17 protein-coding genes and 1 other annotated feature (1 of these 18 only partly in view) are annotated in these 20,379 nt (G+C 49.5%); of the genes, 11 read left to right on the top strand and 6 right to left on the bottom strand.

Features of this window, described 5'->3' with window-relative positions; all coding sequences use genetic code 11:
• Positions 1-69, bottom strand: a sequence feature (His leader region) (it extends 71 nt beyond the left edge of the window).
• Positions 70-295: 226 nt separating this feature from the next.
• The 4 genes from D515_RS23015 to D515_RS23030 form a co-directional block, all read right to left on the bottom strand.
• Positions 296-1,549 carry a beta-propeller fold lactonase family protein gene (locus D515_RS23015; RefSeq protein ID WP_002542156.1) on the bottom strand — a complete coding sequence of 418 codons (1,254 nt, stop codon included), beginning with the start codon at positions 1,547-1,549 and terminating at the stop codon, positions 296-298.
• A 198-nt stretch (positions 1,550-1,747) separates the two neighbouring features.
• Positions 1,748-1,933 carry a hypothetical protein gene (locus D515_RS23020; protein WP_002542157.1) on the bottom strand — a complete coding sequence of 62 codons (186 nt, stop codon included), beginning with the start codon at positions 1,931-1,933 and terminating at the stop codon, positions 1,748-1,750.
• Between the two features lie 63 nt (positions 1,934-1,996).
• A complete protein-coding gene (locus tag D515_RS23025) occupies positions 1,997-2,473 on the bottom strand; it encodes a YchJ family metal-binding protein (RefSeq protein WP_002542159.1) in 477 nt (158 codons plus the stop codon).
• Between the two features lie 114 nt (positions 2,474-2,587).
• Entirely contained in the window at positions 2,588-3,997 is a 1,410-nt protein-coding gene (locus D515_RS23030) for a glutamine synthetase family protein (RefSeq protein WP_002542160.1), read from the bottom strand.
• Positions 3,998-4,310: 313 nt separating this feature from the next.
• Here D515_RS23030 and D515_RS23035 point away from each other — a divergent pair, with 313 nt between their 5' ends.
• From D515_RS23035 to D515_RS23070, 8 genes are all read left to right on the top strand, one after another.
• Entirely contained in the window at positions 4,311-5,090 is a 780-nt protein-coding gene (locus D515_RS23035; RefSeq protein WP_002542161.1) for a gamma-glutamyl-gamma-aminobutyrate hydrolase family protein, read from the top strand.
• Complete coding sequence (locus D515_RS23040; protein WP_002542163.1) at positions 5,077-6,423, top strand: glutamine synthetase family protein; 1,347 nt, start codon at positions 5,077-5,079, stop codon at positions 6,421-6,423. The genes D515_RS23035 and D515_RS23040 overlap by 14 nt, the downstream gene beginning before the upstream one ends.
• A 95-nt stretch (positions 6,424-6,518) precedes the next feature.
• Positions 6,519-7,907 (top strand): aspartate aminotransferase family protein, encoded by a 1,389-nt coding sequence (locus D515_RS23045; protein ID WP_002542164.1) that lies wholly within the window; start codon positions 6,519-6,521, stop codon positions 7,905-7,907.
• Between the two features lie 148 nt (positions 7,908-8,055).
• The gene (locus D515_RS23050; protein ID WP_002542167.1) at positions 8,056-9,156 is read left to right on the top strand and encodes a polyamine ABC transporter substrate-binding protein; all 1,101 of its coding nucleotides are present in this window, start codon (positions 8,056-8,058) and stop codon (positions 9,154-9,156) included.
• A gap of 72 nt (positions 9,157-9,228) precedes the next feature.
• Entirely contained in the window at positions 9,229-10,353 is a 1,125-nt protein-coding gene (locus tag D515_RS23055; protein ID WP_002542169.1) for an ABC transporter ATP-binding protein, read from the top strand.
• A 92-nt stretch (positions 10,354-10,445) separates the two neighbouring features.
• Positions 10,446-11,303: an ABC transporter permease subunit gene (locus tag D515_RS23060; protein ID WP_002542170.1), complete on the top strand. Its 858-nt coding sequence runs from the start codon at positions 10,446-10,448 to the stop codon at positions 11,301-11,303.
• The gene (locus tag D515_RS23065; RefSeq protein ID WP_002542171.1) at positions 11,300-12,139 is read left to right on the top strand and encodes an ABC transporter permease subunit; all 840 of its coding nucleotides are present in this window, start codon (positions 11,300-11,302) and stop codon (positions 12,137-12,139) included. Before D515_RS23060 ends, D515_RS23065 begins: the two co-directional genes overlap by 4 nt.
• Positions 12,140-12,149: 10 nt before the next feature.
• On the top strand, positions 12,150-13,490 hold the full coding sequence (locus D515_RS23070) for an NAD(P)/FAD-dependent oxidoreductase (RefSeq protein WP_002542172.1): 1,341 nt from the start codon (positions 12,150-12,152) through the stop codon (positions 13,488-13,490).
• A 221-nt stretch (positions 13,491-13,711) separates the two neighbouring features.
• Here D515_RS23070 and D515_RS23075 read toward each other — a convergent pair whose 3' ends face one another.
• Entirely contained in the window at positions 13,712-14,260 is a 549-nt protein-coding gene (locus D515_RS23075; RefSeq protein ID WP_002542174.1) for a cupin domain-containing protein, read from the bottom strand.
• A 348-nt stretch (positions 14,261-14,608) separates the two neighbouring features.
• Here D515_RS23075 and D515_RS23080 point away from each other — a divergent pair, with 348 nt between their 5' ends.
• On the top strand, positions 14,609-15,913 hold the full coding sequence (locus tag D515_RS23080) for an NAD(P)/FAD-dependent oxidoreductase (protein ID WP_002542176.1): 1,305 nt from the start codon (positions 14,609-14,611) through the stop codon (positions 15,911-15,913).
• A gap of 140 nt (positions 15,914-16,053) precedes the next feature.
• Positions 16,054-17,274, top strand: coding sequence for a bifunctional alpha/beta hydrolase/OsmC family protein (locus D515_RS23085; protein ID WP_002542177.1), 1,221 nt, complete (start codon positions 16,054-16,056; stop codon positions 17,272-17,274).
• 73 nt (positions 17,275-17,347) lie between these two features.
• Here D515_RS23085 and D515_RS23090 read toward each other — a convergent pair whose 3' ends face one another.
• Positions 17,348-18,844: an aldehyde dehydrogenase gene (locus D515_RS23090; RefSeq protein ID WP_002542178.1), complete on the bottom strand. Its 1,497-nt coding sequence runs from the start codon at positions 18,842-18,844 to the stop codon at positions 17,348-17,350.
• A gap of 197 nt (positions 18,845-19,041) precedes the next feature.
• On the opposite strand from D515_RS23090, the gene aptA reads away from it, so the two are divergent.
• The gene (gene aptA / locus D515_RS23095) at positions 19,042-20,379 is read left to right on the top strand and encodes an omega-aminotransferase AptA (RefSeq protein ID WP_002542179.1); all 1,338 of its coding nucleotides are present in this window, start codon (positions 19,042-19,044) and stop codon (positions 20,377-20,379) included.

Consider the following 20,379-nt stretch of genomic DNA (forward strand, 5'->3'; position numbering starts at 1 on the left):
ACCTTACTCCTTGTCTTCCAGTCGAAACCACATCTCCCGAAAGACTAGTCAGGATGATGGTGGTGATGAATGGTCATGAGCGATTTTTGCATATTTTTCTTCTCTAAGTGCTGTAACGATTTAACGTTTGCTTGGCATCAACACTAACAAAATCGATAAAGATTGCAACACATTATTTCGATTAAAAACGACTTAAAAACAACCTTAGCAGTGCTTATTGGAGGGAATGCTTGAAATTGATGGAAATTGAAATGAAAACGCCCAGCTGATTTGCCGGGCGTTTAGTAGGAAACCCCTAATCAAGCGCGAGCATACCGTAGGTGCCAAGTTCTGGCATTCCGCCAACTTGTTGGTTCAGTGTCAGGTCGCCATTGGGCTTGATGTCGAAAACCAGAATCGCGCCTTGGTTACCGACTAATTGATAGAGGTGTTTGCCGTCGCGGCTCACTGTCATATCACTGTAAAATGCTGTCTCTGAACTGTCTTTATACGCAACGTCATTTTTTAACGTGACATCGCCTTTTTTGCTGACCGAAAACGAACTGATTGAGCTAGAAAGTGCATTCGCAGCCCACAGCGTCTTGCCGTCCGGAGAGAGGGCTACCCAACAGTTGGCAATTTCATCGCCCTCTACATTGCTTCCGGTGAGCACGTCCTGTGATACGGCCGCAATCTGGCCTTTTTTATCTACGGTGTATGTCGAGAGTGAACCCGTTTGCCAGCTATAAAGCGGGCTTTGTACCACTTCGCCATTACCCTCTCGGAGCTTGAAATCTGGTGTCAGGAAGCGTGCTTTCGACATCAGGATGACATCTTTATTGTTGTCACCACGCACATCAAACCCAACAGGAATGGCCTGAAAACGGGATGCCTCAGCACGGGGACTGTCGATGCTGGAAACTGGGGACTCAGTCAGGTTGTCGTTTTCAATACCGAAAACCTTCACTTTTCCTGTGACCAGCTCATTGACGTAAACAAACTCACCATTGGTCGAGAAACTGATCGTAGAAGGGCGGGCTTTTAGGTCGCGTCGGCTATCTGCCACTATCGTCAGTTTGCCATCTTTGATTTGGTAAAGTGCGATGGAACCTGAGCCATTGTTGTCACCCACGCTTGCTGCAACGACTAAATCACCGGAAATATCGACAGAGATAGGGAACAGATCGGATGCTTTCGCCGTGTTCACCAAGGTGAGCTTTCCGCCTTTTTGCCTTTCAGACAGCGCGATGGTGGCGTCACCGGGATTGACCGAGACAATGAGATTACCGTCTGCAGAAGCGCGAATGGCATTGGCTGAGATGAGTGGGTCATCGCCATTAGCTAACGGATGGTCTGGATTTTTCTCAAGAGCAGGGATTTCCAAATCGCCTGTTCCTGTGCCGCCGGAAGAATATTCAGCGACCATTGCAAAGGTTCCTTTGTCATCTTTGAAATGGGCGATCGTGTTACCGTCAGCTTTATTGGTAACGACATAGATATCGGTTGCAGCTGAATGCGTTGCATAGGTGGAGATAAATAGTGTCGCGATAAGAGATAACTTCTGTTTCATATAAAACATCCTATTTAGAGATGAACCAGCCGAAACTTCATCCTAGGAGGTATTTTTATAAGTTAAATCTGATTTACCGTATTTGATTCGCTTTGAGCGGCATGTGAGTCTTTCGGGCCAAAAAGTAGGAAGTTGGAAGAGAAAAAGTTAGGGAATCAGAAACTAGGCGCCGGTAAAAGTCAGCTTTTCCAATCAGGTTCAAACATAGATATCGAGTAAACCATCGTTGTTCTTCTTGTTTTCCTCTGTGGTGGTTTCTTTATTGTCGTCGTGGCGTTCTTCTTCCTCAGCGCGCTTTTGTTGCTGTTGCTTGGTCTTATCCTGTTTGACGACGTTACCCACTTTTTGTGGCGAGTAATCTGAGATTTTGGGGAACCAATCCATCGTATTATCCTCATGGTTGCTTCCCCTCTTTATCGGCAATTACCGTAGTTACTTGATGTTTTTTTAACCGCAGCACTTCTTGTGTTTTTTTCCGCTACCGCATGGGCAGGGGTCATTACGTCCAACTTTCTCAGCCTTCGGGTATTCACCGTCGATGTAATACCAAAGTGTCTCGCCGTCCTTTACTTCGGTGACGAAGCGAGATTTCTCGTGCAGGCAATATTGTTTATCAACGTCTTTGTAATGGGCTTTGAATTCAACGAAACCTTGTTTTTCGCCCGGTTCAACTGAGCTTGAAAGCACTTCCAGCATCAACCATTCGCTGTTAACCGAATCAGCGATTGCGTCACGATGTTGCTCCGCGCCACAAGAGGGATGATAGGTTTTCACCACATAATCAACCAGCCCCTTTACGTGTGCAGAATAGCGAGAACGCATCAGCTTTTCTGGATGGTCGGCATTGGCGTGATTTTGATGGATTGGCTCACAGCATTCGCTGTAAGGTTTTTGGCTGCCACAAGGGCAAAGCGCTGTCGTCATAGCTAGAAACCGCGTTGAATAAATAACGGCAGTATTGTCCAAGTGAGCGTGAAGTGAGTCAAGGTGAAGTGCCGACCCAGACCGCGATAAAAACGGTCTGGGGAAGGCGAGAAATCAGAAGGCGTGCAAGTACCAATCGTATTCGAGCGCAGTGACGTGCTGCTCAAACTCTTCAAGCTCTTTTTCTTTGCAGGTGACGAACACGTCTACAAAGTCCGTGCCGAGGAACTGTCGCATTGCATCAGAGGAAGAAAGCTCTCTCAATGCGTCGCGCAGGTTGGTAGGCAGTGGCTCGTTATCCAAGTCGTAAGCATTACCGACCACAGGTTCGGAAGGTTCGATTTTGTTGTCAATGCCATACATGATGGATGCCAGCAAAGCTGCCATCATCAGGTAAGGGTTGGCATCTGTACCTGCCACACGGTGTTCGATGCGCGTCGCAGCAGGTACATCCCCCGGAATGCGAAGGGCAGTGGTGCGGTTTTCTATCCCCCAAGTTGCAGCATTCGGCACATAAAAATCAGGCGCGAACCGTCGGTAAGAGTTGATGTTTGGACACATGATTGCCAAGTACTGTGGCATCAGCGCTAACATTCCTCCCAGCGCGTAACGAAGCATATCTGTCATTTCACCTTCGGCTTCTGGTTCGAACACATTGTTGCCATCGTCATCGAGAAGGCTGATGTGCAGGTGCATGCCATTGCCCGCTTGATCAGCATAAGGCTTTGCCATAAAGGTAGTGTCGAGATCATTATCATGAGCGACTTGCTTGATAACACGCTTGAGTAGGATGGAATGATCACAGGCAGCGAGCGCATCATCAGTATGCTTGAGGTTAATTTCAAACTGGCCAGGCGCAGATTCCGCAACAATGGTGTCTGCAGGCAAACCTTGTTCGCGGGCGGCTTCGATGATTTGGGTAAGAAGCTCTGCGTATTCATCCAGTTCATCGAGCGAATAAACCTGGGTATTTTCAGGTCGCTTGCCAGTGATAGGTGAAACAGGAGGAAGAGGAGCGTTGCCGGGCACCTTGCTGTCAATCAGGTAGAACTCTAGCTCGTAGGCCGAAACGGGTGTCAGTCCGCGGGCTTTAAACTGGCGGACAATGCGGCGTAAGATCATCCGCGGGTCAGCGAAGAGTGGTGTTTCCCTATCTTCATACATTTCCAGCATTAACTGAGCGATAGGACGCTTTTGCCAAGGCTGGCGGGTGAGTGAACCTGCTACTGGGTAACAAATCGCATCAGACTCGCCGATTTCTAGCCCAAGCCCCGTTTCTTCAACCGGTGTCCCTTTGATATTCATACCGTAGATGGAGATGGGTAAGGCTATGCCGTTTTCATAGGCTTTTTGCAGCTTATCTTTCTCTACACGTTTACCACGCACGATGCCATTCATGTCGAGCAAGAGCAGGTCGACGAACTCTATATCCGGGTTCTGTTCAAGAAATTCAATGGCTTCGTTTGCATCTGGCAATTGTGCATCTTCAGACGTAAACATTTCCCTGTCTGTTTGATATCGCATGAAACACCTACCTGAGTGTAAATTATATCAATCACCTCTGTGTGTAGTTCTGAGTGAATAGTAAAGCCTTGATTATGTCAACAGCGTTTCACGTCACAAAACCTCTGTTTTTACTGCAAATCAATACGATAAGCCTCGAAACTTCATGGGTTTAATAATGTTAATGAAATGATAAACAATTCGTGCGATTTTGTTGTGTGTGTCACTTGCGTAATTTATTTTTAACGTGTAGCGTGAAAAAAAACGAACGCATAGCATACTGATAGTAGATAGCGATTTGCTTTGTGATTCGGTAGTCAATGCAGAGGAAGATATGGAAGACTCAACTATCCCAATGATTGGCGTGACAGGGTGTACCTCTCAGCTGGGTCTGCATCCTTTCCATATTGTTGGCGATAAGTACGTCAGGAGTGTGGCTGACACTTTTGGGGGTTGCCCAATGGTGATCCCTGCGTTGGGCAAAGCTTTGCCCATGAAACGCGTTTTAGCTTCACTCGACGGGATACTCTTCACAGGATCCCCATCAAACATTGAGCCTCATCATTACAAAGGCTCACCGAGCGAAGCGGGCACAGATCATGACCCAGCCCGGGACGCCACCACCTTACCCCTCCTTGCATTAGCCATAGAAATGGGCGTCCCCGTTTTAGCGATTTGCCGCGGCTTTCAGGAAATGAACGTGGTCATGGGGGGAAGCCTGCATCAAAAACTTCATGAGGTGGGCGGATTTATCGAACACCGCGAAGACAAAACCGCTGCGGTAGATATTCAATACGGCATTTCTCACACCGTAAACATCGAACCCGGGGGGCTTCTCTACGAGGCTTGGGGTCGCACCTCTGCTGACGTGAACTCTGTCCATACTCAGGGCATAGACAGATTAGGCAAAGGACTGCGACCAGAAGCGTACGCCCCGGACGGACTAATAGAGGCAGTCTCTGTCATCGATGCAAAAAACTTCGCCTTAGGAGTTCAGTGGCATCCTGAGTGGAAAGTCACAAAAAATCCTTTTTATTCAGCTATCTTCGATATGTTTGGGGAAGCCTGCCGAATAAGGGCGAATCAGCGTGAGAAAGAATATGGACAAGCTTAAGAAGTGGTTGAAAGAAAACGAGATTACGGAAGTTGAGTGCGTTGTCAGTGACTTATCCGGCATTGCTCGCGGAAAGATCGCACCTGTCGATAAGTTCATTAACGAAGGCGAAATGCGTCTGCCAGAGAGTGTTTTACTGCAAACAGTGACGGGCGACTATGTGGATGATGACATCTATTACGCCTTGCTGGATGAGGCAGACATTGACTTCATCTGTAAGCCGGATGAAGACGCCGTCTACCTGCTTCCATGGACGATTGAGAAAACCGCTCAAATCATTCATGACACCTTCGACAAAATGGGGAACCCCATTGAACTGACACCGCGTAACGTGTTGAAGAAGGTGCTGAAGCTCTACGAAGAGAAGGGTTGGAAACCGGTTGTTGCACCGGAAATGGAGTTTTATCTAACAGCTCGGTGCGAAGATCCTGACTTACCGCTTGAGCCGCCGATTGGCCGTTCTGGACGGATGGAGACAGGTCGGCAGTCTTTTTCTATTGATGCTGCCAACGAATTCGATCCGCTGTTTGAAGACATGTACGAATGGTGTGAAACGCAAGGGCTCGCCATTGATACCTTGATCCACGAAGAAGGCGTCGCTCAGATGGAAATCAACTTCCGTCATGGCGATCCTTTGGTGCTGGCAGATCAGGTGTTCCTGTTCAAGCGCACGCTGCGTGAAGCCGCGCTCAAGCATCAGGTGGTGGCGACCTTTATGTCTAAGCCCATCACTGATGAGCCGGGCAGTGCGATGCACCTTCACCAGAGCATCGTTGATGTGAAAACCGGTAAAAACATTTTCACCAATGAAGACGGTACCAGCTCACCACTCTTTTATGGGCATATTGCTGGCCTTCAGCAGTTCATTCCGGAAATGCTTCCTATGTTCGCCCCGAACGTAAACTCATTCCGTCGCTTCCTGCCAGATACCTCAGCGCCGGTAAATGTGGAGTGGGGCGAAGAAAACCGCACTTGTGGCTTGCGTGTGCCGAGCTGTTCTCCTCAGGCGCGTCGTGTAGAAAACCGCTTGCCGGGGGCGGATGCTAACTGTTACCTCGCCATTGCCGCCAGTCTTTTGTGTGGTTACATCGGTATGGAGCGTGGTTTGAAACCAACGCCCCCTGTACAGGGACGTGGCTATGAGCTGCGCAGCCCGGCGCTGCCTTACACCTTAGAAGGCGCATTGGAGCGCATGGAACAGTGTGATGAGGTTGCAGAGTATTTAGGGGAGTCCTTTGCTCGTGGCTACATCGCGGTGAAGCGCAAAGAGCAGGAGAACTTCAAACGTGTCATCAGTTCCTGGGAACGGGAGTTCCTGTTGCTCACTGTGTAATGTGAAGACGGTCAGACTCGTTTAGTCATTGTTTTACAAGGGAGACAACCAAGACGGTTGCCAATGTTTCAAACTTCAAGGATGTGGAGGTCAGAATGACACACGTCGTACAACACCCAGACACCCAAACGCTACAGGCATTGGATAATGCGCATTATCTTCACCCATTCAGCGATCATAAAACGCTGAGGGAAAAGGGAGCGCGTATGATTGTTCGCGCTCAGGGCGTGTATATCTGGGACAGTGACGGCAACCGTATTCTTGATGGTATGGCTGGACTATGGTGCACCAACATTGGTTATGGCGAGAAACGTCTGGCTGATGCTGCCCACAAGCAAATGCTGGAATTGCCTTATTACAACAGCTTTTTCCAGTGTGCCCATCCACCTGTGGTTGAGTTGGCTAAAGAGATTGCTGAACTCGCACCGGATCACATGAATCAAGTGTTCTTTGCTGGCTCAGGTTCAGAATCCAATGACACGGTTCTGCGTATGGTTCGCCATTACTGGACGCTGAAAGGTCAGCCGGAAAAATTCACTATCATTGGCCGCCATAACGGTTACCACGGCTCCACGGTAGCAGGGGCAAGTCTGGGTGGCATGAAAGCCATGCACAAGCAAGGCGGCCTTCCAATTCCAGGTATTCACCATATTCCGCAGCCTTATTGGTTTGGCGAGGGTGGGGACTTAACGCCTGAAGAATTTGGTGTGAAAGCGGCACAGGAATTGGAAAAAGCCATTCTGGAGATTGGTGAAGACAAGGTCGCGGCCTTTATCGCTGAACCCGTCCAAGGTGCTGGTGGCGTAGTCATTCCGCCTTCAACCTACTGGCCGGAAATCAATCGTATTCTGGCGAAGTACGACATCCTGATGATTGCTGATGAAGTGATTTGTGGTTTTGGCCGCACCGGTGAATGGTTCGGTAGCCAGACATTCGATATCAAACCGGACTTTATGCCAATTGCGAAAGGCATGACCTCCGGATATATCCCAATGGGCGGCGTGATTGTCAGTGACCGCGTTGCCAATGCTTTTGAAGAAAAAGGTGGTGATTTCAATCACGGATACACCTACTCCGGTCATCCGGTAGCAGCAGCGGTTGCACTGGAAAACCTCAAAGTGATGAAAGAGAAAAATCTGGTTCAGTATGTGAAGGAAGATATTGGACCTTACCTGCAATCCCAATGGCAAACGCTGGCCGAGCACGAACTGGTTGGCGAAGCGCGCGGTGTTGGGCTGGTGGCGGCGATTGAATTGGTGCAAGACAAAGCAACCCGCAAACGCTTTGATGAAGAAGTCAGCATTGGCGAAGTTTGTCGTGATATTAGCGTGGAGAACGGTCTTGTAATGCGTGCGTGTGGCGACACCATGATCATCAGCCCGCCGCTAGTTATCACCCACGCAGAGGTGGATGAACTGATCCACAAGGCAAAGCTGGCATTGGATTTAACGCTGCAGGCACTTAAGGACAAGGGCGCGCTTTAGCCCGGAAAGAATTGAAATTCTGTCGGCACTCAAGGTCTACAGACCCTGATGCTGGCAAACCATCAAAACCAGAGTCAAAGATTGGTTCAGGTTTGGACATTGGAATGTAGTAACGACCTCGATAGGACTCGGGTCAAAAGGAGAAAACATGAAGATGGTAATCCGCAACAAAGTTTCTGCCGTCGTGTTGGCAGGATTGATGGTTTCAACCGGGCTACAGGCTGAAGAAATCCTTCGAATTTACAATTGGAGTGACTATATCGCGGAAGACACGATAGAAAACTTCGAGAAAGAGACTGGCATCAAGGTCACCTATGATGTTTACGACAGCAATGACGTGCTGGAAGCAAAGCTGCTTTCCGGTAACTCTGGCTACGATCTCGTTGTTCCGTCGAATAACTTCCTCGCTAAACAAATCAAAGCAGGTGCTTTCCAGCCGTTGGATAAGAGTCTTTTGACCAACAGTGGCAACCTGGATCCAAAACTGATGAAGCGCTTGGAAATGGCTGACCCGGGTAACCAATACGCGATTCCCTACATGTGGGGCACGAATGGCATTGGCTACAACGTCGATAAAGTGAAAGAGCGTTTGGGCGATGATATTCCAGAAAACAAACTCGATTTGCTGCTGGATCCAAAATACGCCGCCAAACTCCAGGATTGCGGCATTGCTGTTGTGGATTCTGCGGATGAGGTAATGCCTCAGGTGCTTCAATACATCGGCAAAGATCCTAACTCCACCAAGAAAGGCGATTACAAAGAAGCTGGGGAAGTGCTAGCGAAAGTCCGTCCTTACGTGACTTACTTCCATTCATCCCGCTACATCACAGACCTTGCCAATGGCGATATATGTCTCGCTTATGGCTTCTCTGGTGACATCTTCCAGGCGGCTTATCGTGCAGAAGAGGCGGGTAACGGTCAGGTGATTGATTATTCCATTCCAAGCAAAGGCGCGCAGATTTGGTTCGATATGATGGCAATTCCAGCTGACGCCAAAAATGCCAAAAACGCCCATGCATTTATGAATTACATTCTGCGTCCAGAAGTGATCGCACCAATCACTGACTACGTGGCGTATGCAAACCCGAACCCAGCTTCCAACAAGCTGGTGGATCCGGAAGTGCTCAACAACCCGTCTATTTACCCTCCTCAAGAAGTGATGGACAAACTCTTTGTCTCTGAAGTGCTTCCACTGAAAATCAGCCGCACGTCCAACCGAACCTGGACGCGCATGAAAACTGGCCAGTAATGGCTTCGTCAGGGAGCTGAAATGTCAGCTCCCTGTTTTCGTGTGTTCCGGGGCAGTCACAGGGAGGATGAGATGGTGACCAGCAACCCTAATGGCAATGGCGCGAAGAAGCCGGAGCTGTTGAGAATCGATCGTGTCAGCAAGCTGTTCGGGGATGTCCGCGCGGTAGATGATGTTTCCTTAACGATTGAGAAAGGTGAGATTTTTTCTTTACTCGGTGGTTCCGGTTCTGGGAAATCTACCTTGCTTCGTATATTGGCGGGTTTTGAAACCCCGTCGAGCGGACGTATCTATCTCGATGGGGAAGACATTACCGACATGGCGCCCTATGACAGACCCATCAACATGATGTTTCAGTCTTACGCTTTGTTTCCGCATATGACGGTTGAACAGAATATTGCGTTTGGTCTCAAGCAGGACAAGCTCAAGAAAGCCGATATTCAGGATCGGGTTAAAGAGATGCTGAAGTTGGTGCACATGGAGCAATATGCCAAGCGTAAGCCACACCAATTATCAGGTGGTCAGCGTCAGCGCGTAGCACTGGCTCGATCTTTGGCGAAACGCCCGAAACTCTTACTGCTTGATGAGCCGATGGGCGCATTGGATAAGAAGCTTCGTAACCAGATGCAGCTGGAAGTGGTAGATATTCTTGAGCGTGTTGGCGTGACCTGTGTGATGGTGACCCACGATCAGGAAGAAGCCATGACGATGGCAGGGCGCATAGCCATTATGCATGAAGGCTGGATTGCCCAAACTGGCACACCCACAGATATTTACGAGTCGCCAAACAGCTGCATGATTGCCGAATTCATTGGTTCGGTGAACCTGTTTGAAGGCGAAATCGTGGTGGATGAAACTGATCACTGTGTCATTTCGTCCAGCGACACAGCGCAACAAATCTACGTGGGGCACGGTGTGGCAACCAACGTGGAAGACAGAAAAGTGTGGTTAGCAGTTCGCCCTGAAAAAGCTTTTATTAGCCGAGAGCAACCGGACGGTGAATATAATTGGTCGAAGGGCACAGTACATGACATCGCCTACCTTGGTGGTACTTCCATGTACTACGTGAAGTTACCGAGCAACAAAGTGGTGATGTGCAGTATGGCCAATGTTTCCCGCCATCAGGATCGCCCCACTTGGGATGACGAGGTGTTCATCAGCTGGGAGGCCACCGGTGGTGTGGTATTACGCTTATGACGACCTTGACGAACTCGCAGACGAAAACGCCAGCACCAAGCAAAGCGCCGCATAAAAATAAGATGTTGTTTCCCAAGGGACGGCACATCACCATGGGTATTCCTTACCTGTGGCTGCTGCTCTTTTTTGCTGTGCCATTCCTTATCGTTTTCAAAATCAGTTTTTCGATGGCTGCGTTGGCAATCCCTCCTTACGAGGCCATTGTCGCTTATGTTGATGAAGTCATCGAAATCACCCTGAATCTCGAGAACTACTTGCGGATTTTGGATGATGATCTCTACTACCTTGCCTATCTGAGCTCGGTAAAAATCGCCTTTGTATCAACGCTAGGCTGTTTGCTTTTGGGTTACCCCATGGCGTATGCGATTGCCCGCGCGCCAGCAAGAATGCAAACGGTGCTTTTGCTGCTGATCATGCTGCCATCTTGGACCTCATTTCTGATCCGTGTGTATGCCTGGATGGGGCTACTTAGCAACACAGGGATCATCAACAACACCCTGATGTGGCTGGGCGTGATTTCCGATCCGATCCAGATCCTCAATACCAACACTGCTGTCTACATTGGTATTGTTTATACCTACCTGCCATTTATGGTGCTTCCGCTATACGCCAATCTAGTGAAGCTGGATGGCAGCTTGCTAGAAGCGGCTGCAGATTTGGGTTCACGCAACTTCAACACCTTCTGGAAAGTGACCTTGCCGCTGTCGAAAGGCGGCATTATTGCGGGCTCAATGCTGGTGTTTATCCCTGTGGTGGGTGAAGTGGTGATCCCAGAACTTCTGGGCGGCCCAGAAACTCTGATGATAGGCAAAGTGCTGTGGCAGGAATTCTTCAATAACCGTGACTGGCCCGTTGCTTCAGCGTTGGCGATAGTGATGCTGCTTCTACTCATTATCCCTATCACGCTGTTCCATCACTATCAGTCCAAGGACATGGAGGCTGACCGATGAAACGCTGGCAATTTTCGACGGTCATGCTTTGGGTAGGTTTGGTTTTCCTCTATCTGCCCATGCTGATCCTGGTGATTTATTCTTTCAACGCATCCAAGCTGGTCACCGTCTGGGGTGGTTTTTCGCCCAAATGGTATGCCGAGCTGTTCAAAGACGAGCAAATCCTGCAGGCGGTTTGGACCAGCCTTCGCATTGCTTTCTACAGTTCTACCATGGCGGTGATTATCGGTACGCTGGCAGCCTTTGTGATGACGCGGTTTAGACGTTCATGGGGACGGTTAACACTCTCCAATATGATCACCGCACCGCTCGTCATGCCGGATGTGATTATCGGTCTATCCTTGCTGCTTCTGTTTGTGCAGATGGGGGAACTGTTTGGTTGGCCTGCAGAGCGCGGCATGACCACGGTATGGATCGCGCACTCTACTTTCTGTGCTGCTTATGTCGCAGTGGTAGTCTCTTCAAGACTAAGGGAACTGGATTTTTCGATTGAAGAGGCAGGTATGGATTTAGGTGCGACACCGTTTAAAGTCTTCTTCGTTATCACGGTACCCATGATTGCCCCTGCGCTGGTGGCAGGATGGCTGCTGAGCTTCAGTCTTTCCCTTGATGATCTGGTTATCGCGAGCTTCGTCTCTGGGCCAGGTTCTACCACGTTGCCTATGGTGGTCTTTTCTTCTGTCAGGCTTGGGGTTTCACCGAAAATCAATGCACTTGCCACCATCATCATTTTGGTTGTGTCGCTGTTTGCGTTTTTGTCCTGGTACGTGGCACGTCGCGCAGAGCAAAAATCGCTGGAAGACATGAAGCGCCTTAACCAAGAGCTTCAGGAATAGGATTGTCATCATGGAACAAGTCAGTTCGATTCAGAACCAACAAAATCAGTATCAACACACCAGACAGGAAGCCAGTCAGGCACATGCTCCTTCGTATTACGCCGCTTCTGCCAACACTTCAGCGCTGCGCGAAGTGCTGAATGAAGATATCACTACCGATATTTGCATTGTTGGTGCCGGTTATACGGGGCTTTCATCCGCACTGCATTTACTTGAAGCCGGTTTCAAGGTTGTGGTGCTGGAAGCCGCCAAAGTTGGCTGGGGGGCATCAGGCCGCAACGGTGGCCAGATAGTGAATAGCTTCAGTCGCGATATTGATGTGATTGAGAAAACCGTCGGTAAGGAAAAAATTGGCCTGTTTGGTGAAATGGCCTTTGAAGGCGGGAAAATCATCCGTGAGCGCGTTGAAAGATACAACATCCATTGTGATATGAAAAACGGCGGTGTGTTTGCTGCGTTGAATGACAAGCAAATGCAGGAGCTGGAACATCAAAAAGCGCTGTGGGAGAAATACGGTAATACCCAACTCGAAATGCTGAATGACAGCGACATCCGTTGTGTGGTGGATACGGAGCGCTATGTTGGTGGATTACTGGATAAATCCGGCGGACATATCCACCCACTTAACCTTGCGCTGGGAGAAGCTGCTGCGGTTGAAAGCTTGGGCGGGAAAATCTACGAACATTCACCGGTGGTAAACATTGAGCGCGGTGAGCCAGCAAAAGTGATAACAGAGCAGGGCTCTGTCACTGCCTCTTTCGTTATCGTGGCGGGCAATGCGTATCTGGGAAACCTAGTGCCAGAGCTTCGTGCTAAATCTATGCCTTGCGGCACACAGGTCATCGCCACTGAGCCACTTACTGAAGAACAGGCAAAGAGTTTGTTACCACAGGATTACTGTGTCGAAGACTGCAACTACTTGCTCGACTATTTCCGTTTGTCTGGCGATAGAAGGCTGATCTATGGCGGTGGTGTCGTTTACGGTGCGCGGGATCCTGCTGATATAGACGCTATTATCCGCCCAAAGATGCTGAATACCTTTCCGCAGCTAAGCGGTGTGAAAATTGATTACCGCTGGACGGGCAATTTCCTGCTGACCCTATCGCGCTTACCGCAAGTGGGACGTATCGGTAACAATATCTATTACTCACAAGGCTGTAGTGGTCACGGTGTCACTTATACCCATCTGGCAGGCAGATTAATGTCGGAAGTGCTGAAAGGGCAGGCGGAGCGATTTGATGCTTTTGCCAACCTACCGCACTTGCCGTTCCCCGGTGGACACATGCTGAGTGTGCCGTTTTCAGCGCTGGGAGCATGGTATTACTCAGTCAGGGACAAGTTCGGCATTTAATACCAATCGTAGTAGATATCTGCTCATCCTAGCTTGTTAAAATGCTCGATAACTGCGTTGGAAAATTTGACCGTAGAATAACTACTTATCGAAATTTTCCGCCTTGTTCTCGAGCATTTTTCCTGCGCTATTTCTGATCAGCTACCTACTGTGATTGGTATAACGGGAAAACAAAAACGCCCGGTTCGTCTTCCGGGCGTTTTTTCAACTTGGTTGATGGCTTAGAAATTCGCTGGCGTTGTTGCGCTAAACAGACGGCAAGTGGCATCGAATGGGTTGGCAAAACGATGCGGGCGGTTACTGTCAAAGTAATAGCTGTCGCCGACTTCCAGAACGAAAATATCGTCACCGACGGTCAGTTCGAGCTTGCCTTCCACAACCAAACCCGCTTCTTCGCCTTCATGCTGTAGCATCTCCTCACCGGAATGCGCACCTGGTGGATAGGTTTCGGAAAGCACAGAGATAGCTCGGTTGGGGAACTCTTTGCCTATAAGCTTCATTGATACGGAGTCATCGCCGATTTCGAGTAGATCCTGTTGGCGATAGATGACAGGCGCTGACTCTGTTTGTCCAATATCGGCAGAGAAGAACTCAACCAAAGACATGGGAATACCAGACAAAACTTTCTTCAGCGAACTGACAGAAGGACTGACGCTGTTTTTCTCAATCATCGAGATGGTACTGTTGGTTACGCCTGCGCGTTTAGCGAGTTCGCGTTGCGAGAGTCCGCGACTTTTTCTAACGGCTTTAAGGTTTGCACCAATGTCCAATGTTCGATTCTCCCTGCTTTGACTGGGTTTTGTTAGCTAGCTTCAGTCACTGTAATAGATTTTGAACAAGCGATCCTACTTCCATAAGGTGAGTAATCAAGTGTTTTGTGATGACTTCGTCATTATGTAAAAAATATAAACCACAAATTTGCATTGTATTATGCACCTTATTGATCAACATCTTTTCTCGGTGGTCACTTACAGCTCGGCCTTTAGAAGGCGGCTTTTGCTTTGTTAAGTATCTTGAGCTGATGGTGATAACCTGACCACACCGTACAATTTTTGCTTCACCCCCCGAAGGAAAATACGGTAGTCTTTGTTAATTATATTTTACAAAGGATGTAAGGCATGGCGCATACACCATCGAATTTTCCCCATACCTCTTCTTATTACGCAGCCACTGCGAAATACCCGCAGCGTTATCCTGCTTTGACGGAATCAATCAGTGTGGATGTGTGTATTGTCGGTGGTGGATTCAGCGGCATAAACAGTGCGATTGAGTTGGCTCTACGTGGCTATTCCGTGGCTGTGCTGGAAGCCAACAAGATTGGATGGGGGGCGTCAGGCCGCAATGGTGGCGAATTGATCCGTGGTATTGGCCATGGCATCGAGCAGTTCACTAATCAAATAGGTAAAGAAGGTGTCGCCGCCATCAGTCAGATGGGTTTGGAAGCAGTGCAGATCGTCAAAGATCGTGTAGATGAGTTCAGCATCGATTGCGATCTCGCCATGGGATATTGCGATCTGGCGATGAAACCTTCTCACATGAAAGAGCTTCAGGAAGATTTTGATGATCTGAGCGCAAACCAGTATCCACATGAAATCCGCATGCTCGAAAAAGCAGATCTTGCGGAAGTTATTGGGTCTGACCGTTACATCGGCGGTATGTTGGATATGGGCAGTGGCCATTTACATCCTCTGAACCTGGTGACAGGTGAAGCGGCAGCAGCTGCTGGTCTGGGCGTCCAGCTTTTCGAAGACAGTGCTGCGACGGAAATCATCAAGGGCCAAAAGCCCATCGTGAAAACGGCGCAAGGGCAAGTAACTTGCAACTATCTGCTATTGGCAGGTAACGCGTATATCGGCCACAAACTGGAACCTTATATAGGTGGGAAGGTGCTTCCAGCAGGTAGTTACATCATCGCCACTGAAACACTGTCAGACGAACAAGTCGCCAGCACCATACCAAAGAACATGGCGTTTGCTGACCTCAGCATCGCGCTTGATTACTACCACCTCTCCGGCGACAACCGATTACTGTTCGGTGGGCTGTGTACTTATTCCGGAAAAGATCCGAAAGACATTACGGGAGCCTTGCTGCCAAATCTTGAGCGGGTTTTCCCGCAGCTGAAAGGTGTTGGCATTGATTTCGAATGGGGCGGCATGATTGGCATTGGTGCGAACCGTTTACCTCAAATTGGTCGGTTGCCGGATGCCCCGAATATCTTCTTCGCACAGGCGTATTCCGGTCACGGTGTGAATGCTACTCACATGGCAGGCAAAGTCATCGCAGAAGCGATCTCAGGTACCGCAGAGCGCTTTGATGTGTTCGCCAAGGTGAAACATATGACCTTTCCTGGTGGGCCTCTGTTGCGTTCGCCTTTGTTGGCGATCGGCATGACTTATCACCGTTTGAAAGAAGCACTGCAATAAACCTCATACTTAAATCATCCGTTTAAAGCGTCTCAAGCTTAAGCCTGAGGCGCTTTGTTATCTTTTATGCCCTGTTCCGGTCATGTCTGTGAATGTTAGCGTGAGCTAAATGACGCGAATCAAATAACCGGGAGACGGAAATGGCAGGGAAAAGAAACAAAGTTACCTTCCTAAGCAATGGACTTGAGTTGGCTGGGATGTTGGAGACACCAGAGCAAAATGCGAGAGGCTATGCCTTGTTTGCACATTGCTTTACTTGTGGAAAAGATGTGGCGGCGGCTTCCCGTATTTCACGCGCTTTAGTGAACATCGGCTTTGCGGTCTTTCGCTTTGACTTTACGGGGTTGGGCGGCAGTGACGGTGATTTCGCCAATACCAACTTTTCTTCCAACGTTGATGATTTGGTCGCAGCGGCAGATTTCCTGCGCGATAACTATGAAGCGCCACTGCTGCTGATTGGTCACAGTCTGGGTGGCCGCGCGGTGCTGTCGGCGGCACATCGCATTCCAGAAGTCTCAGCGGTGGCGACCATTGGCGCGCCAGCAGATGCTGAACATGTGTCTAAACAGTTTGCGGCTCACGTGGAGCAAATTGAGGCTGAAGGTGAAGCAGAGCTTTCTTTGGCTGGCCGTCCTTTCACGATCAAGAAACAGTTCCTTGATGATATCCGCGCCAACAATGACGATATCGAAAACCTGCGTGTACCGCTGCTGGTGATGCATTCCCCAATCGATAACATCGTGCTGATTAAAGAAGCCGAGAAAATCTACACCCGCGCTAAGCATCCTAAGAGCTTTGTGACGCTGGATTCTGCCGATCACTTGCTGACCAACAAAAACGATGCTCAGTATGTTGCTGAGCTTATCGCGGCCTGGTCTCACCGTTACATAGACAGGGCGGCGCCAGTCAAAGAGGCTGAAGAAGGCGTGAAACGTGGTGAGGTTCTGGTGCATGAGCACAACAAACAATTTACCCGTACCATCCAGACCGATCATCATCAGTGGTTTGCCGATGAACCTGTCGATTACAGCGGCGACAATCTAGGTCCTGACCCTTACGAACATGTGCTGGCTGGATTGGGTGCGTGTACATCTATGACGCTGCGTATGTATGCCAACCGCAAGAAGCTGCCATTGGATGATGTAAAAGTGACCCTGTCGCACAGTCGTCAGCACGGTGAAGATTGCGAGCACTGTGATGAAAACAACGCGAAGGTCGAGGTCATGTCCCGCGAAATTGAACTGTTTGGTGACCTAACAGATGACGAGCGTCAGCGTTTACTGGAAATTGCCGATAAGTGTCCGGTACACAAAACACTGGAAGGCAAGATTGTTATCACTACCGAACTGAAAGATAAGTAATACGGTATCGGTAAATATAAAAGACCGGCTCGATGAGCCGGTCTTTTTTGCGCAAGTTAAGGTGTTAGTCAGATCAAAGCGCAATCCAGGTAGCTTTCACTTCCGTGTATTTCTCGAACGCGTGGAGTGATTTATCGCGGCCATTACCGGATTGCTTGTAGCCACCAAATGGCGCAGTCATGTCGCCGCCATCATAATGGTTAATCCACACCATACCAGTGCGCAGCGCTTTCGCGGTTTTGTGCGCTTTACCGATGTCAGATGTCCATACCGCAGAAGCAAGGCCATAATCGGTATCGTTGGCAATCGCGACTGCTTGCTCGGGTGTGTCGAAGGTGATCACCGACAATACAGGGCCGAATATCTCTTCGCGGGCAATCGCCATCTCATTGTTCACATTATCGAACACTGTGGGCTCGACAAACAAACCGCCTGTTTCTGCCATGACACGGCTACCGCCACATACCATCTTGGCGCCGCCTTGTGCGCCCTTGTCGATGTAGGTAAGCACGGTATCCAACTGTTGTTGGTCAACCACGGCACCGACCTGAGTTTCCGGATCGAGCGGATGCCCTGGTTGCCAGCCTTTCAGGTTTTCGACGACCTTTTCGATAAAGGCATCTTTGATAGACGCTTCCACCAACAGGCGTGAGCCTGCTGTACAGACTTCACCTTGGTTGAAGGCAATGGCAGACGCAGCAGCAGAGGCTGCGGCATCTAAATCTGGCGCATCAGCAAAGACGATATTCGGGCTCTTACCCCCAGCCTCCAGCCAGACACGCTTCATGTTTGATTCGCCAGCGTAAATCATCAGTTGTTTGGCGATTTTGGTTGAGCCAGTGAACACCAGCGTATCGACATCCATGTGCAGCGCCAGCGCTTTGCCCACTGTGTGTCCAAAGCCAGGGAGTACATTTAGCACACCTCTGGGCATGCCAGCTTCAATGGCAAGTTCGCCAAGACGAATGGCAGTAAGTGGAGATTTCTCGGAGGGCTTTAGGACAACAGAGTTACCAGAGGCGAGGGCAGGGCCAAGCTTCCAACAGGCCATCAGCATAGGGAAGTTCCAGGGCACGATAGCGGCCACAACGCCCACAGGCTCACGGGTAACCATACCGATTTCATTGTGTGGCGTGGGGGCGAGTTCGTCATAAATCTTGTCGACCGCTTCGCCTGACCAACGAATAGCACGGGCGGCGCCGTTCACATCAACCGCTTTGGAATAGCGGATAGGTTTACCCATATCCAGTGTTTCCAGAAGCGCCAGTTCGTCGCCGTTTTCTTCAATTAATTCCGCAAAACGGATCACGATTTTCTTACGTTCAGCAGGAGGAAGGTGAGCCCATACACCAGACTCAAACGTTGCACGGGCATTGCTGACAGCGAGGTTGGCGTCAGCAAGATCGCAACTGGCAACATCAGCCAGCACACGACCATCAACCGGACTGATGCAGGCAAAGGTCTCTCTAGAAACCGCATCGCGGTATTCACCATCGATGAATGCCTGTCCTTTGATTGTTATAGATTGTGCGAGTGCATCCCAGTCTTGACGAGACTTGTGCGAAGTCATAGCAGCCCCTTTTCCCTGTTATGTGCGATGAGTATGGCCACTGTGCACCATTTCAAAATATTTTACAATTGGTGCAAATTATTCTTTAGATATTGAACATAGGCCGTTTACTGTTCGTTATATTTGACATAGTATTGCAAATATTGGCCGCTAGGCAACATCTTGTTAACAACGGAAGCAAGCAAGGAACCCTGACTATGGCAGTGAACAAACCGCAGAGTGAAGGAGCACGTCTGGATAACTTCTGGATGCCTTTCACCGCAAACCGTCAGTACAAAACCACGCCAAGATTACTCGCAAAAGCGGAAGGCATGTATTACACCGACGTTGAGGGGAATTCAGTGCTGGATTCGACGGCCGGATTGTGGTGCTGCAACGCGGGTCATAGCCGTGATCAAATCACTGACGCTGTAAGTAAACAGATCAAAGAACTCGACTATGCGCCAACTTTCCAGATGGGGCATCCTCTCCCATTTGAACTCGCTGAGCGTTTAGCAGAATTGGCTCCTGCCGATTTGAACCGCGTGTTCTTCACCAACTCTGGTTCTGAATCTGCCGATACGGCGTTGAAAATTGCACTGGCCTATCAGCGGGCCCGTGGTCATGCCAATCGCACCATGTTTATTGGTCGCGAGCAGGGCTATCACGGCACGGGTTTTGGCGGTATTTCTGTGGGCGGTATGGTGAATAACCGCAAAGCGTTTAACAGTCAGTTGCTGCCAAGTGTTGCTCATCTTCCACATACTTTGGACATAGAACGCAATGCCTTCTCGAAAGGTTTGCCAGAGCACGGTATCGAACGTGCTGAGGTGCTGGAACAGCTGATTGCCCTGCACGGCGCTGAAAATATCGCAGCGGTGATGGTTGAGCCAATGTCAGGATCGGGTGGGGTTATTCTTCCGCCAAAAGGTTATCTAAAACGTCTTCGTGAAATCACGGCCAAACACGACATTCTGTTGATCTTCGATGAAGTGATCACGGGCTTCGGCCGTGTGGGTGATGCCTTTGCATCGCAGCGCTGGGATGTTACGCCAGACATTATTACTACCGCGAAAGCCTTGACCAATGGCGCGATCCCAATGGGTGCAGTAATGGTGAGTGATCGTATTTACGATGCCTGCATGAATGCAGCGCCGGAGGACACGATCGAGCTTTTCCACGGTTATACCTATTCCGGTCACCCGGTTGCGGCAGCAGCAGCGCTGGCAACGCTCGATATTTACCGTGACGAGAATCTGTTCGAGCGCGCAAGGCAACTGGAAACTGAATGGGAAGAGGCACTGCATTCGCTCGATAATTTGCCGAATGTGATTGATGTTCGAAACACAGGCTTGATTGCCGGCATTCAGTTTTCGCCGAGCAGTGAGGGTGTCGGTAAACGCGGTTATGACATCTTTACACGCTGTTTCTACGACGGTGTGTTAGTGCGCGCTTCGGGCGACATCATCGCCATGTCGCCGCCACTTATTATGGAATCGAAACACATCGATCAGATGGTCAGCACGCTGGAACGCGCCATCAAGCAAGCGATTTAA

The organism is Grimontia indica (assembly GCF_000333895.2).
Taxonomy (GTDB): Bacteria; Pseudomonadota; Gammaproteobacteria; order Enterobacterales; family Vibrionaceae; genus Enterovibrio; species Enterovibrio indicus.

Coding starts and splice junctions, on each gene's coding strand:
- D515_RS23030 (WP_002542160.1), bottom strand. CDS start 3,997: ATGCGATATCAAACAGACAGGGAAATGTTTACGTCTGAAGATGCACAA.
- D515_RS23025 (WP_002542159.1), bottom strand. CDS start 2,473: ATGACGACAGCGCTTTGCCCTTGTGGCAGCCAAAAACCTTACAGCGAA.
- D515_RS23045 (WP_002542164.1), top strand. CDS start 6,519: ATGACACACGTCGTACAACACCCAGACACCCAAACGCTACAGGCATTG.
- D515_RS23050 (WP_002542167.1), top strand. CDS start 8,056: ATGAAGATGGTAATCCGCAACAAAGTTTCTGCCGTCGTGTTGGCAGGA.
- D515_RS23020 (WP_002542157.1), bottom strand. CDS start 1,933: ATGGATTGGTTCCCCAAAATCTCAGATTACTCGCCACAAAAAGTGGGT.
- D515_RS23015 (WP_002542156.1), bottom strand. CDS start 1,549: ATGAAACAGAAGTTATCTCTTATCGCGACACTATTTATCTCCACCTAT.
- D515_RS23065 (WP_002542171.1), top strand. CDS start 11,300: ATGAAACGCTGGCAATTTTCGACGGTCATGCTTTGGGTAGGTTTGGTT.
- D515_RS23080 (WP_002542176.1), top strand. CDS start 14,609: ATGGCGCATACACCATCGAATTTTCCCCATACCTCTTCTTATTACGCA.
- D515_RS23090 (WP_002542178.1), bottom strand. CDS start 18,844: ATGACTTCGCACAAGTCTCGTCAAGACTGGGATGCACTCGCACAATCT.
- D515_RS23070 (WP_002542172.1), top strand. CDS start 12,150: ATGGAACAAGTCAGTTCGATTCAGAACCAACAAAATCAGTATCAACAC.
- aptA (WP_002542179.1), top strand. CDS start 19,042: ATGGCAGTGAACAAACCGCAGAGTGAAGGAGCACGTCTGGATAACTTC.
- D515_RS23035 (WP_002542161.1), top strand. CDS start 4,311: ATGGAAGACTCAACTATCCCAATGATTGGCGTGACAGGGTGTACCTCT.
- D515_RS23040 (WP_002542163.1), top strand. CDS start 5,077: ATGGACAAGCTTAAGAAGTGGTTGAAAGAAAACGAGATTACGGAAGTT.
- D515_RS23085 (WP_002542177.1), top strand. CDS start 16,054: ATGGCAGGGAAAAGAAACAAAGTTACCTTCCTAAGCAATGGACTTGAG.
- D515_RS23060 (WP_002542170.1), top strand. CDS start 10,446: ATGGGTATTCCTTACCTGTGGCTGCTGCTCTTTTTTGCTGTGCCATTC.
- D515_RS23055 (WP_002542169.1), top strand. CDS start 9,229: ATGGTGACCAGCAACCCTAATGGCAATGGCGCGAAGAAGCCGGAGCTG.